The 15,617-nt window shown below is 61.3% G+C and carries 12 protein-coding genes and 2 pseudogenes; 6 read left to right on the top strand and 8 right to left on the bottom strand.

All coding sequences use genetic code 11. The annotated features are described in order from the left end of the window. Window positions 1–67 precede the first annotated feature (67 nt). A complete protein-coding gene (locus F6R97_RS06895) occupies window positions 68–2,491 on the top strand; it encodes a TonB-dependent siderophore receptor (RefSeq protein WP_048396947.1) in 2,424 nt (807 codons plus the stop codon). 245 nt (window positions 2,492–2,736) lie between these two features. On the opposite strand, the gene F6R97_RS06890 is transcribed toward F6R97_RS06895, so the two are convergent. Then, window positions 2,737–3,888: an MFS transporter gene (locus tag F6R97_RS06890; RefSeq protein WP_038982349.1), complete on the bottom strand. Its 1,152-nt coding sequence runs from the start codon at window positions 3,886–3,888 to the stop codon at window positions 2,737–2,739. A gap of 169 nt (window positions 3,889–4,057) precedes the next feature. Here F6R97_RS06890 and F6R97_RS06885 point away from each other — a divergent pair, with 169 nt between their 5' ends. Continuing rightward, window positions 4,058–5,050 (top strand): DeoR family transcriptional regulator, encoded by a 993-nt coding sequence (locus tag F6R97_RS06885; protein ID WP_048396766.1) that lies wholly within the window; start codon window positions 4,058–4,060, stop codon window positions 5,048–5,050. Window positions 5,051–5,151: 101 nt separating this feature from the next. Here the strand turns inward: F6R97_RS06885 and codA are convergent, their stop codons facing one another. From codA to F6R97_RS06860, 5 genes are all read right to left on the bottom strand, one after another. Continuing rightward, window positions 5,152–6,396, bottom strand: a complete 1,245-nt coding sequence (codA, locus tag F6R97_RS06880; RefSeq protein WP_315866285.1) for a cytosine deaminase — start codon at window positions 6,394–6,396, stop codon at window positions 5,152–5,154. Window positions 6,397–6,409: 13 nt separating this feature from the next. Next, the gene (codB, locus tag F6R97_RS06875) at window positions 6,410–7,681 is read right to left on the bottom strand and encodes a cytosine permease (RefSeq protein ID WP_315866284.1); all 1,272 of its coding nucleotides are present in this window, start codon (window positions 7,679–7,681) and stop codon (window positions 6,410–6,412) included. Window positions 7,682–7,925: 244 nt separating this feature from the next. Next, window positions 7,926–8,750, bottom strand: a complete 825-nt coding sequence (locus tag F6R97_RS06870) for an alpha/beta hydrolase (RefSeq protein ID WP_315866283.1) — start codon at window positions 8,748–8,750, stop codon at window positions 7,926–7,928. A 226-nt stretch (window positions 8,751–8,976) separates the two neighbouring features. Continuing rightward, a complete protein-coding gene (gene queD / locus F6R97_RS06865) occupies window positions 8,977–9,333 on the bottom strand; it encodes a 6-carboxytetrahydropterin synthase QueD (protein WP_003173033.1) in 357 nt (118 codons plus the stop codon). 95 nt (window positions 9,334–9,428) lie between these two features. Beyond that, window positions 9,429–10,508 carry a patatin-like phospholipase family protein gene (locus F6R97_RS06860; RefSeq protein ID WP_315866282.1) on the bottom strand — a complete coding sequence of 360 codons (1,080 nt, stop codon included), beginning with the start codon at window positions 10,506–10,508 and terminating at the stop codon, window positions 9,429–9,431. Window positions 10,509–10,760: 252 nt separating this feature from the next. Between F6R97_RS06860 and F6R97_RS06855 the strand changes: the two genes are divergently transcribed. The 4 genes from F6R97_RS06855 to F6R97_RS06840 are packed head-to-tail and all read left to right on the top strand — an operon-like array spanning window position 10,761 to window position 13,371. Beyond that, window positions 10,761–11,069, top strand: coding sequence for a PepSY domain-containing protein (locus F6R97_RS06855; protein WP_038982355.1), 309 nt, complete (start codon window positions 10,761–10,763; stop codon window positions 11,067–11,069). Further along, entirely contained in the window at window positions 11,069–11,389 is a 321-nt protein-coding gene (locus tag F6R97_RS06850) for a PepSY domain-containing protein (RefSeq protein ID WP_038982356.1), read from the top strand. The genes F6R97_RS06855 and F6R97_RS06850 overlap by 1 nt, the downstream gene beginning before the upstream one ends. 3 nt (window positions 11,390–11,392) lie before the next feature. Then, window positions 11,393–12,061, top strand: coding sequence for a response regulator transcription factor (locus F6R97_RS06845; RefSeq protein ID WP_315866281.1), 669 nt, complete (start codon window positions 11,393–11,395; stop codon window positions 12,059–12,061). After that, window positions 12,058–13,371, top strand: a complete 1,314-nt coding sequence (locus F6R97_RS06840) for a sensor histidine kinase (RefSeq protein WP_048396773.1) — start codon at window positions 12,058–12,060, stop codon at window positions 13,369–13,371. The genes F6R97_RS06845 and F6R97_RS06840 overlap by 4 nt, the downstream gene beginning before the upstream one ends. 164 nt (window positions 13,372–13,535) lie before the next feature. Here F6R97_RS06840 and F6R97_RS29545 read toward each other — a convergent pair. Together F6R97_RS29545 and F6R97_RS29540 are read right to left on the bottom strand one after the other, a co-directional pair. Beyond that, window positions 13,536–14,126: pseudogene (locus F6R97_RS29545) on the bottom strand (methyl-accepting chemotaxis protein); the annotation flags it as partial. Window positions 14,127–14,393: 267 nt separating this feature from the next. Then, window positions 14,394–15,464 (bottom strand): annotated as a pseudogene (locus tag F6R97_RS29540) (HAMP domain-containing protein); the annotation flags it as partial. Between the last annotated feature and the right edge of the window lie 153 nt (window positions 15,465–15,617).

Here is a 15,617-nt window from a genome sequence, read left to right as displayed (position 1 = left end):
TTGTCCAACTGCAACTGGTTTTCATTAACAGCCGCACACTCTTGCGATCCACAGGACAACGTTCGACGTGAAAAAAACCACCGCTAAAAATAACAAATCATCCTGGTTGCCCCTCGCTCTCGCCCTGGCGGTCAGCTCGGCGCTGCCCCAGGCGTTCGCTGCCGATGCCATTCATATTCAGGCGCAGCCGCTGGGTCAGGCCTTGAGTCAGTTGGGTCAGCAAACCTCGCTGCAGGTTTTTTTCAGCCCTGAACTGGTGGCCGGCAAACAGGCTCTGGCAGTCGATGGCAATCTCTCGCCGGAACAGGCTTTGCGCCAATTGCTGCAAGGCAGCGGTCTGGAATATCAGATCGATGAAGGCTCGGTGACCCTGATACCAGCCCCGACTTCCGCCGCCAACGGTCCGCTGGAGTTGGGCGTGACCGATATCAAAGTGGTCGGCGACTGGCTCGGCGATGCCAACGCCGCCGTGGTGCAAAACCATCCCGGCGCGCGCACGGTGATCCGTCGTGAAGCCATGGTCGAGCAGGGCGCCATGAACGTTGGTGACGTGCTGCGTCGCGTACCCGGCGTGCAAGTGCAGGACGCCAACGGCACCGGCGGCAGCGACATTTCCCTGAACGTTGGCGTGCGTGGCCTGACCTCGCGGCTGTCGCCACGCTCCACCGTGCTGATCGACGGCGTGCCAGCCGCCTTCGCGCCTTATGGGCAACCGCAGCTGTCCATGGCACCGATTTCTTCCGGCAACCTCGACAGCATCGACGTGGTGCGCGGCGCCGGTTCCGTGCGTTATGGGCCGCAGAACGTCGGTGGCGTGATCAACTTCGTCACCCGCGCGATCCCGGAGAAAGCCACCGGCGAAATCGGCACCACCCTGGAAACCACCCAGCGCGGTGGCTGGAAACACATCGACACCGCGTTTCTCGGTGGCACCGCCGATAACGGCATGGGCGTGGCGCTGTTGTATTCTGGCGTGAACGGCAACGGTTATCGCAAAAGCAACAACAGTAATGACATCGACGACGTGATCCTCAAGACCCATTGGGCGCCCACCGATCAGGACGATTTCAGCCTCAATTTCCATTACTACGACGCCAGCGCCGACATGCCCGGTGGCCTGACGCAGAAGCAGTACGACGCTGATCCGTTTCAGTCCGACCGCGACCATGACAACTTCAGCGGCCGCCGCAAGGACGTGTCCTTCAAGTGGATTCGACAGATCGACGACCGCACCCAGGCCGAAGTGCTGACCTACTATTCCGACAGTTTTCGTGGCAGCACCATCGCCGCTCGCGACCAGAAAACCCTCAGCTCTTATCCGCGTACTTACTACACCTTCGGCATCGAACCGCGTGTGTCCCATGTGTTCGATCTGGGCCCGACCACTCAGGAAGCCAGCGTCGGTTATCGCTACCTGAAAGAGGGCATGCATGAAGAGGCGAGCCGTCTGGCGCTGGTGAACAATCAGCCGGTGGTCACCAAAACCTCCGATGGTCATGTGTTCCAGGATCGCACCGGCGGCACCGAAGCCCACGCTGTGTACATCGATGACAAGATCGACGTCGGCAACTGGACCGTGACCCCCGGCATCCGTTTTGAAAGCATCAGCACCGAATGGCACGACCGACCGGTTCTCGACACCGCCGGCAAACCTGTGCAGGAAAAACGCCGCAGCATCGACAGCAACGAACCGCTGCCGGCCCTGAGCGTGATGTATCACATGTCCGAGGCCTGGAAGCTGTTCGCCAACTACGAAACCTCGTTTGGCAGCCTGCAATATTTCCAGCTCGGTCAGGGGGGCTCGGGTGACAACACCGCCAACGGCCTGAACCCGGAAAAGGCCAAGACCTACGAGATCGGCACGCGCTACAACGATGACGTGTGGGGTGGGGAAGTGACGCTGTTCTACATCGACTTCGATAAAGAACTGCAATACATCAGCAACGATGTGGGCTGGACCAACCTCGGCGCCACCACGCACCAAGGCCTTGAAGCCTCGGTGCATTACGACATGGCGGCGCTGGACCCACGGCTCGACGGCCTGACCGCCAACGCCGGTTTCACCTACACCCGCGCCGTTTATGAAGGCGAGATTCCAGGCTTCAAGGGCCGCGACCTACCGTTCTATTCGCGTCAGGTGGCGACCGCCGGCCTGCGTTACGACATTAACCGCTGGACCTACAACCTCGATGCCTTTGCCCAATCCAAACAGCGCTCGCCAGGCACCGCGGTGAACGCTGATGGCAGTTTCAGCGGCAACTACATCACTGAAGGCAGCGCGGACGGCCAGTACGGCGACATCCCGGGTTACGTCACCTGGAACGTGCGTGGGGGGTATGACTTTGGCTCGCAACTGTCGAACCTGAAAGTCGGCGCAGGGGTGAAGAACATTTTCGACAAGCAGTACTTCACCCGCTCCAGCGACAACAACTCGGGGATGTACGTCGGCGCACCACGTACATTCTTCGTGCAGGCCAGCGTCGGGTTCTGATCGACCGAGTTAACTTCATCGCGGGCAAGCCCGCTCCCACAGGATCTGTGTCGTACACAAAATCTGTGTCCGCTGAAGATCTCTTGTAGGAGCGAGGCTTGCCCGCGAAGACGGACATCCAGCCGAAAAAGCCGTCGCCTGACCCAACGCTTTCGCGAGCAAGCCCGCTCCCACATGATCTTTGGCGTACACAAATGCTGTGTTCACTGAAGATCCTTGTGGGAGCGGGCTTGCCCGCGATGCTTTTAAACCTTCAACACCTTCCCGCCAATCGCCACGGCCACCAGCAACACCGCCATCAACCCAAAGGCAAAACTCAAGCTGCTGCCATGGGCGATAAAGCCGATCACCGCAGGCCCGGCGAGAATCCCTGCATAACCCAGGGTGGTAATGGCCGGCACGGCAATGCTTTCCGGCATGACGGTCTGTTTGCCCACGGCGGTATAGAGCACCGGTACGATGTTCGAACAGCCAGCGCCCAGCAGCGCATAACCCACCAGTGCCGCTTCCCAGCTCGGTGCGAATGTCGCCAGCGCCAGGCCCGCCGCGGCCGTCGATCCACCGAACACAATCACTCGTGTAGCACCGAGGCGCCGGACAATCGCATCGCCGGTCAAACGCCCGACAGTCATGGTCAACGCAAACGCCGCATAACCCAGCCCTGCATACGCCGTGTCGATCCCGCGCTCCTGCGCCAGGAACACCGCGCTCCAGTCCAGCGCCGCGCCTTCGGCCAGGAACACGATGAAACACATCCCGCCGATAAACAGCACGATGCCATGCGGCACGGCAAACGCCGGGCCGGAGCTTTCGCTGCCATAGGGCAATAAATGCGGCGCGGCCTTGAGCAACGCCACCACCAGCAGCACGATCACCACCAGCATCGCCCCCAGTGGCGACATCCCGAAACCGAGCAGCGCGCTGACACCCGCCGCGCCGACGATTCCGCCAAGGCTGAACAACCCATGAAACCCCGACATCATGGTCTTGCCGCTGGCTCGCTCAACGATCACCGCTTGCAGGTTCACCGTCGAATCCACCGTGCCCAGGCCCGCGCCGAACATGAACAACGCCGCAATCAACGCCGGAATCGTAGACACCGTCGCCAACAGCGGCAGGGCCGCACAGATCAACAAAGTCCCGCCGCTCAACACCCGACGGCAGCCGAAACGCGTCGCCAGAATACCGGCCATGGGCATCGCCAGAATCGAGCCCACTCCCAGACACAACAGCAACAGTCCTAGGGTGCCTTCATCCAGCCCGGCCCGCGCCTTGGCGTAAGGCACCAGCGGCGCCCAGGCCGCGATGCCGAAGCCTGCGATGAAAAAGGCGATGCGGGTGGACATCTGTTCCAGACGTCCGGGGACGAAGGTGGCTTGGGTGTTGAGGTTGGTCATATCAATCCTTGGCAAAAAACGTCGCGTCCCCAAGGGACAGTGAACAACCGCAAAGGGTTCGCTCAGCACGTCCGGGTGGAATCGCAGTCAGGCAGGGTGACATCCTTGCACAGCCAGCCGTTGTTTCGCGATATCGTCGATGCATCAATTGTTCATAGAGGGGGGCGCCATGACGCGGATGTACGATGCTCGAGGGAATATCTACGCGGTCGTGATGCCTGATGCGCTGCGCGGTTGCGGTATCGACCTGCCTGAACAAGCCAGCCTGGCCGCGCAAAGCCGTGGGGCCTGGGCGTCGTCGGCCATCGAGGCGTTCTGCGGCTGGGTCCCCGGTACACAACCGCCCGGCAGCAAGGCACATCGCTGCGATGGTTTGCTGGTGGGGCCGTTTCAATCGTCGCCGCCTTTTGACCTGTTGATCGTCAACACCGACGGCACCCTGGCCGAACGCAGTGGCAATGGCCTGACGATTTTTTCCCAGGCCCTTGGCGAACAAGGGCTGATGCCGACGAAAGAGGCCTGTCAGCTGCGGGTTCATCACGACAAGAGCGATGCGCTTTCGCCGGTGGAGACCTCAGTGAAACCCGCTGAAATCGATGGTGTGCAAGGGTTCTGGCTGGACTTGGGGCGGCCATCATTCGGACCTGAAGCGGTGGCTGCGCAAGGCGTTGAACCCGTGACGTTGAACGGTCGAGAAGTCAGTCATGTGCGGCGATTGTCGGCGCTCGATCCTGCCTGGAACCGCAGCCAGTTCGTACGCATCGGTAATCCCCACTGCGTGACGTTGGTGACAGGTGCCGATGCGTTGCCGAGTAACGCGCAGATGCGCGAGTCGGCGTTGGCCAACGGATTGACCCGCATCGCCTACGCCCTGCCGATCGGGGCAGGGCAGCCGTGTGCGGCAGGGGTGAACCTGCAATGGGCGATGCTTGAATCCGAGGGACGAATCGTTGCGCGGGTGTTCGAGCGCGGCGAAGGGCCGACCGCGTCGTCAGGCACCAGCGCCAGTGCGGTGGCGTGTGCGGCGTGGCGCGTGGGATGGGTTACGGCGGGGGAGGTGAAGGTGGTCATGCCTGGCGGCACGGCGCCGATTTTGCTGGAAGAATTGGATGGCGAATTGAGTCGGGTCAGGTTGTTTGGTACGGCGCGGTTGATGGGTTGAATTCAACATCGCCATCGCGGGCAAGCCCGCTCCCACAGGTTCAGCGTGATCCCTGTGGGAGCGGGCTTGCCCGCGAAGAGGCCTGCACAGTCAGCGAAAACTCAGAGTTGATCCGCCCATTCCACCACCGGCATCTGCCGCTTCATCAACACCTTACCCCCGCGAACCGAGTACAGCGGCAAACCCTGACTACGAATCACCTCATAATCGCTGTCCGCCGATAGAATCAGCAGGTTCGCCGGCCGCCCTTGCTCCAGCCCATAACGATCGCCCAGGTTCATGGCCTTGGCACTGTTGTCGGTCACCAGATCCAGCGCGCTCTGCAGATTGCGATAACCGAGCATATGGCAGATGTGCAACCCAGCCTCGAGCACCCGCAGGATATTGCCGTTGCCCAGCGGATACCACGGATCGACAATCGAGTCCTGACCGAAACACACATTCATCCCCGCTTCGAGCAACTCATTCACCCGGGTCACGCCACGGCGTTTCGGGAAGCTGTCGAAGCGTCCTTGCAGGTGAATGCTTTCGGTCGGGCAGGAGACAAAGCTGATCCCCGAATGCCCGAGCAGCCGAAAGAGCTTGGCGCAGTAGGCGTTGTCGTAGGAGCCCATGGCCGTGGTGTGGCTGGCGGTAACGCGCGAACCCATGTCGCGGCTGCGGGCCTCTTCGGCCAGCACTTCAAGGAAGCGCGAGTGCGGGTCGTCGGTTTCGTCGCAATGCACGTCCACCAGGCAACCGGTGCGCTCGGCCAGGTCCATGAGGAACTTCACCGAACTGACGCCCTGATCCCGGGTGTATTCGAAGTGCGGAATACCCCCGACTACATCGGCGCCCAGGCGGATCGCTTCTTCCATCAGTTCCCGACCGTTGCGGTATGACTCGATGCCTTCCTGAGGGAACGCGACGATTTGCAGGTCGATCAGATGGCTGCTTTCCTCGCGGACTTCAAGCATCGCCTTGAGCGCCGTCAGCTCCGGGTCAGTGACGTCGACGTGGGTGCGCACATGCTGAATGCCGTGGGCGGCGAGGGTCTGGATGGTCTTCTTGGCGCGGGTCTTGGTGTCTTCCTGGGTGATCGTTGCCTTGCGCTCGCCCCAGCACTCGATGCCTTCGAACAGCGTGCCGCTCATGTTCCAGCGCGGCTCGCCGGCGGTCAGGGTGGCGTCGAGGTGAATGTGCGGCTCGACGAAGGGCGGCACCACCAGATTACCGCTGGCATCCAGGTCATCAGGCCCCAGGGACGGGGCTTCGGTTTGCCGGGCGATGCTGTGAATCAGGCCGTTTTCCAGGTGCAACTCATGCAGGCCTTCTTGGTTGCGCAGGCGGGCGTTGATGATATGCATCAGGCGAATCCTTCTAGAGATCTTGTAGTGGTGCGTCGGCGGTACGGGCACCCAGTACCCCGGTCAATAGCACATACGTTAGCGCGGCTACGGCAATTCCTACCAGCGGCGCGACCCACGGCGAGCTGAAGGCGGCGACTGTGCCGACCGCATAAGCGCTCAGTCCCGGCCAGTTGAAGGCGGGCAGCCGTGTGTCGGCCAGGCGTGGGTAGCGGCACCGATAGCGGAAGAAAAAGTCCGCCATGATCACCCCGCCAATCGGCGGAATCACCGTGCCCAGCAAAATCAGGTAAGGCACCAGCATGTCATACATGCCCAGTAGCGCCAGCAGCGTGCCGATCACCGCGCCAGCCAGGGTCACGGTTTTGCGCCGGCCGGTGCGCAGCAGGTTGCAGCCAGCGACGGCGAAGTTGTAGATGGTGTTGTCCTGGGTGCTCCAGATGTTGAGCAGCAACATCGCCATTGCGGCCATGGCGAAGCCTTGCAACAGCAGCACTTCGACCACGTCCGGTTGTTGATAGACGATGGCGCCGTAGGCACCGATCAATACCATCAGACCATTGCCGACGAAGAAGCCGATCAGGCTCGCCAGCACCGCCACCCGCGCCGAACGGGAGAAGCGTGTCCAGTTGGTGGCTTGCGTCGCACCGCTGACGAACGTGCCGAACACCAGGGTAATGGCGGTCGACCAATCCAGCATTCCCGTCGGAACCACCGCGAGCAAGCCCTCGAACCCGCCGACCTTCACCGTCGCGACCCACATAGACAACATCAGCAGCAACATCATGGCCGGCACGGCGATGTACGACAGAATCTCCAGCCCGCGATAGCCGATGTAGGCCGTGGCGCAGAAGCCCAGGCCGAACAACACCATCAGCCCCAGAACCGTGCCCTCGCTCAGTTCGAAATATTTACCGAGTACGACAGCTGCCGTCGCGGTGCCCCAGGCGTACCAGCCGATCTGGGTGAAACCGAGGATCAAGTCGCTGAGTTTGCTGCCCACTTCACCGAAGCAGAAACGTCCCATCAGCACCGAGTTGAGGCCGCTCTTGAAGGCGATGTAGCCCAGCCCCGCGGCGTAGATTCCCAGCAGGAGATTGCCGACGATAATCACCGCCATCATTTCGCCGAAACTGAACGCCACACCGAGCTTGCCGCCGGCAAACATGGTCGCGGTGAAGAAGGTAAAACCCAGTAGCACCATGGCGGTGGAGGCAAGTCCCTTACGGGCATGCATCGGGACTTCGCTGAGGGGGTAATCGTTGCCCGAATCGTTCTGCGTCATATGGCGTTCCTTGCTGGATGGAGGACGCGGGGGGTGTTGCAGTGCTCGTGCCAATGGCGCGAGGGTGTTGTTATTTATAGACGAGCAGGCGGATTTGGCCCGAAGAGAGGCACGAAAGCGGTGCGGGGTTGAGTCAAATTGGAACATTTGTGGCGTTGCTGGAATTGCCAGGATCGCAGCCTTCGGCAGCTCCTACACCGATCCCTGTAGGAGCTGCCGAAGGCTGCGATCTTTTGATTTTTAATCACCCTGCCAATGGTAAAAACCGCAATATCGCCGCCACAATCGCTTCCGGCGCATCCTCCTGAACCAGGTGCCCGGCATTCGCAATGGCGTGAAATTGCGATCCCGCAATCATTTGATGCAGCGTCCGGCCGCGCTCGATGGGAATCCACTGATCGTCCTCCCCCCAAAGAATCTGCACCGGGCAGCGAATCGTCGGGTACAGCCCTTCGACCTCGCGGGTATAACGTTCATCCATCTGCGCGATCTGCCGGTAGAACGCCGCTTGCCCGGGGTCTCCCAGCCAAGGCCGCACATAGGGCGCCAGCTCATGATCGGGAATCTCGCGCTTGATCGCGCCGCGAATATAGGCCGGCACAATCGCCTGCTGAATGTAATCGGGCAGTCCACTGAACGCCGCTTCATGCTGACGCACATGCTGCACGAACGGTGACCCCCAGGGCGATAGCGCCACAGGGTCGATCAGCGTCAGGCTGCGGTAATCCTTGCCATTGAGCAGATGCGCGCGCAACGCGGTGGCGCCGCCGAAATCGTGGGCCACCACGTCAGGCCGTTCCAGGCCCCAGTGCTCCAGCAATTGCGCCAACAGTTGGTTTTGTACGCCCAGCGACACATCGCCTTCCGGCTGTGCGGATAGCCCATAGCCCAGCAGATCAAAATAGTGCACCCGGTGCGTGGTGATGAAGTGCGGCGCAATCCGGTGCCACACATAAGAAGAGAAGGGCGTGCCATGCACGAACACCAGCGGCGGACCGTCGCCACGCACGGCGTAGCGCACGGAGTGCCCGTTGAAGCGATAGGTCTGAGCCAGCGGCCAGTCAGCCATGGATGCGTCCTCTTGGCATGTGCGAGCCAAGAAGCATAGGCATAAAAAAACAGCCATTGAAGGCTGTTTTTATATTCACTGACGAAACGCAGTTCTTGTGTGGTCGGGCTTGTGTGGGAGTCGGGCTTGCCCGCGATGCAGGCGGCTCGGTTTAACGTCGAACCGGGTTGATGCCATCGCAGGCAAGCCAGCTCCCACAGGGATTTATGTTGTGCTTGGGGTCGGTTTACTCACCGCGATAGATGCAACCGCTGGTGCAGGTTTCGTGGATGCGAATCGCACTGAGTTCCGGCAGCAGGGGCTTCAATTCATTCCAGATCCACTTGGCCAGCACTTCGCTGGTCGGGTTTTCCAGGCCGGGAATGTCGTTCAGGTAGTTATGGTCCAGACGCTCGTAGAGCGGCTTGAAGATCGCCTTGATTTCCGAGAAGTCGCGGATCCAGCCGGTGTGCGGATCGAGGTCGCCGCTCAGGTGAATCGCCACTTTGAACGAGTGACCGTGCAAGCGACCGCACTTGTGGCCGTCCGGCACGTGGGGCAGGCGGTGTGCGGATTCGAAGGTAAATTCTTTGAAAATTTCCACAGTGATGTTCAGCTCTGTCAGGTGGCGATCGCCGCAGCGATGTGGGCAGGTGGCGAGTTTACCAGCTTGTGTTTGGCGATGCGGGAAAACACTGACTAAAGGGTCAGCAAGCGCTCGCCGAGACGACCGTTGGCGGTCAGTTCGAGAAACTCATCGCCCAGGCGACGGCTTTCATCCATCGTCGCGCGCCAGTATTTCTGCCGGCTCGGGGCATCGCCCATGAAGCGCTTGAAATCGTTACGGTCCGGCAGTTTGCCGTAGGGCAGGCGCGACAGGTATTCCTTGGACGGCGCCAGCAACAGAACATCCTGCAAACGCACCGGGCAGGCGCGGCGCCACGGCAGGGTCTTGTCGAACCAGCCGGGGATCACTCGATCAGTGAAGTGCGGATACAGCACAATGTCGTTGCCGCTGTAGGGCAAATCGAGGTGATAGTCCAGCAGACCACCGTCGCGAAACGTCCCGGCGCCGGCACCCGGCAGGTCGCGCACGCCTTGCATGACCATCGGGATCGAACCCGAGGCGAGCAGGGCCTGGCGCAGGTTGCCGGCATCCAGCGCAACGAAGCGCGACGGGAAGTCATTCAGCGCGTTGACCGGTGGCGCCAGGCGCGGGTCGTGGATGATCAGCCGCTCGAAATGCCGCGACAGCCGCGCCCGCCCGCGCAGGTTGTCGGCGATCACCGACGACAGGCCCAACCCCAACCGACCGCGATGATCGTCCGCCAGCAAGCCGTGGCTTTTGACCACCATGATGTTCAGTCGGTAATGGGCATTATCCAGAATCGATGCATCGCGGCCGTCGAGCAAGTCATCGAGCATGCACCGGGAGCTCTGGCTGATCTGCGCCATGGTCACACCCTTGGCGAAATTCTGCTCGGTGTACAGATGACCCAGGCGGCGGATGCCTTCGGCGGCGTCCGGCAGGCAGGCGCTGGCGAACCGCCAAGAACCCACCGAGGCGCCGATCAGCGAACGCTCCCGGGGCGCCGCCGGCAGCCATTCGCCGAACAGCGCCAGGTCCAGCCCCTGAATCCCCAACGCTTTCGGGCCACCGGCGGCGCCCGGCAACGTGCCCACATCGGCGGCGCTCAAGCCATTTGCACGGATGCGCGCCAAGGCACGCGGGCCGGCCTTGATAGTCAGGGAAGGGAACTTGATGTGGATCGCGGTCATAACCGGTCTCGATGTCTGGCGTGCGGGGATTATAAGCGCGTTCTGCAGGTGCACGAATCCATTGTGGGAGCGGGCTTGCCCGCGAAGGCGGTGTACCTGTCGCCTCGATACTGGATGTGCCGACGCCATCGCGGGCAAGCCCGCTCCCACAGGTTTTGTGCAGTGGTCATCAATGATGGCAATTCAGTTTCAGTTAAGTTCGAATCACTAAGGTAGCTCTCGTAGCAACACATAAAAAATACGGAGACATCCATGAAAATCCTGACTGCCCTGTTCACCGCCTCCATCATCGCCATGACCGCCAGCATCGCCCACGCTCGCGACCTGGGGCCCGACGAAGCCCTGAGACTGCGCGACGCTGGTACCATTGTGTCCTTCGAGAAGCTCAACGCCACGGCATTGGCCAAACATCCCGGCGCCACAATCAGCGAAACCGAGCTCAAAGAAGAGTACGGCAAGTACACCTACCAAGTGGAACTGCGCGACCCGCAGAGCCTCGAGTGGGACCTGGAATTGGACGCTGTCAGCGGGCAGGTTCTCAAGGATCATCAGGATACGTAATGAAGGTGTTTTGTTTAAATCGACGCGCCAGCAGTCGAATGGCGCTGGCGTTCCTGGCTTTTTGCTCGGTGGTCATGGCCCGTGACCTGGATCAGGACGAGGCCCTGCGCCTGCGCCAACAAGGTGTGATCCTGCCGCTGGGGCAGATGTTGCAGCAAGCGCTGGACCGCTATCCCGGGGCCAAGCTGCTGGAAGCCGAGCTTGAGGAAAAGCACGGCGTCTACATTTATGAAGTCGAGCTGTTGACCACCGAAGGCGTGGTGCGCGAGCTGGACCTCGATGCCACCACCGGCCAGTTACTGAAAGACAAGGAAGATTGATCGATGCGTTTGCTTCTGGTGGAAGACCATGTGCCGCTGGCCGACGAACTGATGGCCGGCCTCAACCGGCAGGGTTACGCCGTGGACTGGCTGGCCGACGGTCGCGACGCGGTGTATCAGGGCAGCAGCGAGCCTTATGACCTGATCATCCTCGACCTCGGCCTGCCGGGTTTGCCGGGGCTCGACGTGCTGGCGCAATGGCGGGCCGGCGGCCTGGTCACGCCGGTGCTGATCCTCACCGCGCGCGATTCCTGGGCCGAGCGGATCGAAGGCCTCAAGGCCGGCGCCGACGATTACCTGACCAAACCGTTCCATCCCGAGGAGCTACACCTGCGAGTCCAGGCACTGTTACGTCGCTCCCACGGTCACGCCAATCAGCCAACGCTCAAGGCCGCAGGTTTGCATTTGGATGAAGGTCGCCAGTGCGTGACCCGCGACGGCGCCGACATTCAGCTCACTGCCGCCGAGTTTCGCCTGCTGCGCTACTTCATGCTGCACCCCGAACAGATCCTTTCCAAAAGCCATCTCGCCGAACACCTCTACGACGGTGAAACCGAGCGCGATTCCAACGTGCTGGAAGTCCACGTCAACCATCTGCGACGCAAGCTCGGCCGCAGTGTGATCGAAACCCGTCGCGGTCAGGGTTACCTGTTCGGCGGGCAAGCCCGGTGAGGTCGATCCAGCGCCGCTTGAGCCTGGGCCTGATCAGCGTGATGGTGATCTTTGGCCTGGTGCTGGCGCAAACCAGTTTATGGCTGTTCGAAATGGGTTTGCAGCGCTACCTCGAAGCCGGGCTGCGCAATGACAGCGAAAACCTGCTGGTGGCGCTGGTGCGTGGACCGCAGGGATTGCAACTGGATGAGCGGCACTTGGCGCCGGCCTATCAGCGACCGTTTTCCGGGCACTATTTTCGCATCGACTTTGCCGACAGGCATTGGCGTTCCCGCTCACTATGGGATCAGGATCTGCCGCAGCTAGACCATGTCGGCCTGCACAGCAACCTGCAACTGGGGCCGGAAGGGCAGCAGCTGCTGGTGTTGCGTTCGGACTATCGCCGGTTGGGCCAGGCGATTTCCATTAGCGTGGCACAGGATTACACCCCGATACGTGAGAGTTTCTGCCGCATGCAAGAGGTCGGTCTGGGGCTGGGGCTGGCGGGGTTGTTGTTGATTTTGCTGTTGCAACGAGTCACCGTGCGCCGCGCCTTGCGCCCGCTGGAAAAGGCCCGCGAGCAAATCGCCCAGTTGCAGCAGGGGCAGCGCTCGCAACTCGACGAAGAAGTGCCGCTGGAGCTGGAACCGCTGGTGGCGCAGATCAACCATTTGCTGGCCCACACCGAAGACAGCCTCAAGCGCTCGCGCAATGCGCTGGGCAATCTCGGCCATGCCTTGAAAACCCCGCTGGCGGTGTTGTTGAGCCTGGCTTCCAGCGAAAAACTCGATGCTCACCCGCAGTTGCGCAAAATCATGCAGGCACAACTGGAACAGGTTCAGCAGCGGCTCAATCGTGAACTCAACCGCGCCCGGCTGTCCGGCGACGCACTGCCGGGTGCGTTGTTCGATTGCGATGCCGAGCTGCCTGGGTTGCTGGCCACGTTGAACATGATTCACGGCGAACACCTCGACCTGAGCTACCGGGCCCCGGCCGGTTTGCAACTGCCATGGGATCGCGAAGATCTGCTGGAATTACTTGGCAACCTGCTGGACAACGCCTGCAAATGGGCGGATGCGGAGGTGCGGCTGAGCGTGGTCGAAACGGCAGAAAGGTTTGAGCTGAGCGTGGAAGACGATGGACCGGGGATTCCCGAAGACCAGCGCGCTCAGGTGTTCAGCCGCGGTACCCGGCTTGATGAACAGACGGATGGGCATGGGCTGGGGTTGGGCATCGTGCGCGACATCGTCGACACATGGGGCGGGGTGTTGAAGTTGCAGGAAAGCGAGTGGGGCGGGTTGCAGGTGACGATCGAGTTACCCAAACGCTGAGTTCGATCCTGTGGCGAGGGGGCTTGCCCCCGTTGGGCTGCGAAGCAGCCCCAAAATTTCTGATACACCAAAGATCTTGTGAGTGCTACGCACTCAAACGGGGGCAAGCCCCCTCGCCACATGCCGCTCCCACATTTGGATCTTCGGTGGACGCGGAATCTGCATCACACCCGAAACTGATCCATCAAGCTCTGCTGCTGATTCGCCAAACTGTTAAGCGACTGACTCACCCGGGCCGATTCATTGGCCTGCCCCGACAGTGATTCGGTGACATCCCGAATGGTCGCCACGTTGTTATTGATCTCTTCAGCCACCGCGCTTTGCTCTTCAGCCGCACTGGCAATCTGCAGGTTCATGTCGCTGATCACCGTCACCGCATCACCAATCTGCTTCAATGCCGTCACCGCTTGACCGACCTGCTCGACACTGCCCTGAGCCTGGCGATGGCTATTGTTCATCGAACTCACCACGTCCTGAGTACCGCTCTGCAACTGCTCGATCACCAGGCGGGTTTCTTCGACAGACTCTTGAGTGCGCCGCGCCAGGTTGCGCACTTCATCGGCCACCACGGCAAAACCGCGTCCGGCTTCCCCGGCACGGGCGGCTTCGATGGCGGCATTCAGCGCCAAGAGGTTGGTCTGTTCGGCGATGGCACGAATGACCTCCAGCACCGAACCGATTTTCTCGCTGTTCGCTGCCAGGCCTTCGACCTGCACCATGGCCGCGCTCATGTCGGCGGCGAGGTGGTCGATGCTGGTGGTGGTGCGGTCGATCACGGTCAAACCCTGACGGGTTGCCTGATCGGCGTCGCGCGCCGCGTGTGCCGCCTGTGCGGCACTGCGGGCCACGTCCTGGGCGGTGGCGCTCATTTCATGGGACGCGGTGGCGACCTGATCGACCTGACGGTATTGCTGTTCCATGCCGGCGCTGGTCTGGGTGGCGATGGCGGACGACTGGTCCGCCGTGCTTCGAGCGTCCTGCACCGAGCGCTTCACTTCGGCGATGATCGGTTGCAGCTTGTCGAGGAAACGGTTGAACCAACCGGCCAACTGGCCCAGTTCATCCTGCTTGTCGTAGGCCAGGCGCCGGGTCAGGTCGCCTTCGCCGCTGGCAATGTCTTCCAGCATGCGGGCCACGCCGAGGATCGGTCGGGTCACGCTACGCGCCATTAGCCATACCAACAGCAGACCGACAAGCGCCGCCAGCACACCCAGGCACAGTTCGATCAGCGTTCCGGCGGTGTTGCTGTCGTCGAGTTGTTTTTTCAGCGTTTCGGCAGGGCCGACCAGGACCTTCTCCGGCACGTCGAGCAACACCCCCCAGGATTTACCACCGGGAATCGGCTGGAACGGCGACAGCACTTTCAATTGCTGGTTGCTGTGCAGACTTTCGGTCTTGCTGCTGGTGGTCAGCCGGCGGAGCAGTTCGGCTCCGTCGGTGGTGTCCACGGCGTCCAGGCGTTGGCTGAGTTTGCTGGCGTCCCGGCTGTAGCCGGCGAGCAAGCCGACCGGGCTGACGATGCTGACGCTGGTCTGGCCGTCATAGAGTTTTTTACTGGCGCTCTGGCTGATCGCTTGCAGACTGTTGAGGTTGATGTCCACCGACAAAGAGGCGATGACTTTGCCGTTGACCATCAGCGGGAACACGATGCTGGTCATCAGCACGTTCTGGCCGTCGATCACATAGAAGTAGGGTTCAATCACGCACGGCTTGAGCGTGGTGCGCGGGCACGTGAACCAGGCGTTGGCTGGCTCGCCGCTGGGGCCGGTGCTGGTGTCGGCCATGTCACTTTCCGGCAGGGCCATGGAGGTCACCTTGCCAGGTACAGGTTGCGACCAGTACAGGGCGAAACGGCCCTTGTCGTTACTGCCCAGCTCCGCCTGACCGGCGAACAGTTCGTCCTTGTTGTCCAGCGCATTGGCTTCGAACACCAGCGACAGGCCGAGCAGTTCCGGGTTGGCTTGCAGGGCTGACTTGACCTGCCGGGTCAAGTCTTCACGCAGGTCGAAGGCATCGAGAAAGCGCTTCTCGGCCTGATCGCGCAAAAACAGCACCTGCCGCGAGAAACCATGGCCATATTGATAGGCGTCCATGAACTGCTGACGAATGCCCAGCGCCTGGACTTCACCCTGGGACTCAATGCGCGCCTGGGCGGCTTCGGTCAGCATCTCCATGCTTGAGGCTTTTACCAGCGCGGAGCTGTGCTCCATGCGATACAGCGAAAGCCCTACCAGCAGGGTCACGAT

Source organism: Pseudomonas sp. JV414 (assembly GCF_032424305.1).
Lineage (GTDB): Bacteria > Pseudomonadota > Gammaproteobacteria > Pseudomonadales > Pseudomonadaceae > Aquipseudomonas > Aquipseudomonas lini.
The sequence above is the reverse complement of the archived record's forward strand: the minus strand, read 5'-3'. Positions and strand labels throughout refer to the sequence as shown.

Coding starts and splice junctions, on each gene's coding strand:
- codB (WP_315866284.1), bottom strand. CDS start 7,681: ATGACGCAGAACGATTCGGGCAACGATTACCCCCTCAGCGAAGTCCCG.
- F6R97_RS06870 (WP_315866283.1), bottom strand. CDS start 8,750: ATGGCTGACTGGCCGCTGGCTCAGACCTATCGCTTCAACGGGCACTCC.
- F6R97_RS06845 (WP_315866281.1), top strand. CDS start 11,393: ATGCGTTTGCTTCTGGTGGAAGACCATGTGCCGCTGGCCGACGAACTG.
- F6R97_RS06855 (WP_038982355.1), top strand. CDS start 10,761: ATGAAAATCCTGACTGCCCTGTTCACCGCCTCCATCATCGCCATGACC.
- F6R97_RS06860 (WP_315866282.1), bottom strand. CDS start 10,508: ATGACCGCGATCCACATCAAGTTCCCTTCCCTGACTATCAAGGCCGGC.
- codA (WP_315866285.1), bottom strand. CDS start 6,396: ATGCATATCATCAACGCCCGCCTGCGCAACCAAGAAGGCCTGCATGAG.
- F6R97_RS06890 (WP_038982349.1), bottom strand. CDS start 3,888: ATGACCAACCTCAACACCCAAGCCACCTTCGTCCCCGGACGTCTGGAA.
- F6R97_RS06850 (WP_038982356.1), top strand. CDS start 11,069: ATGAAGGTGTTTTGTTTAAATCGACGCGCCAGCAGTCGAATGGCGCTG.
- F6R97_RS06885 (WP_048396766.1), top strand. CDS start 4,058: ATGACGCGGATGTACGATGCTCGAGGGAATATCTACGCGGTCGTGATG.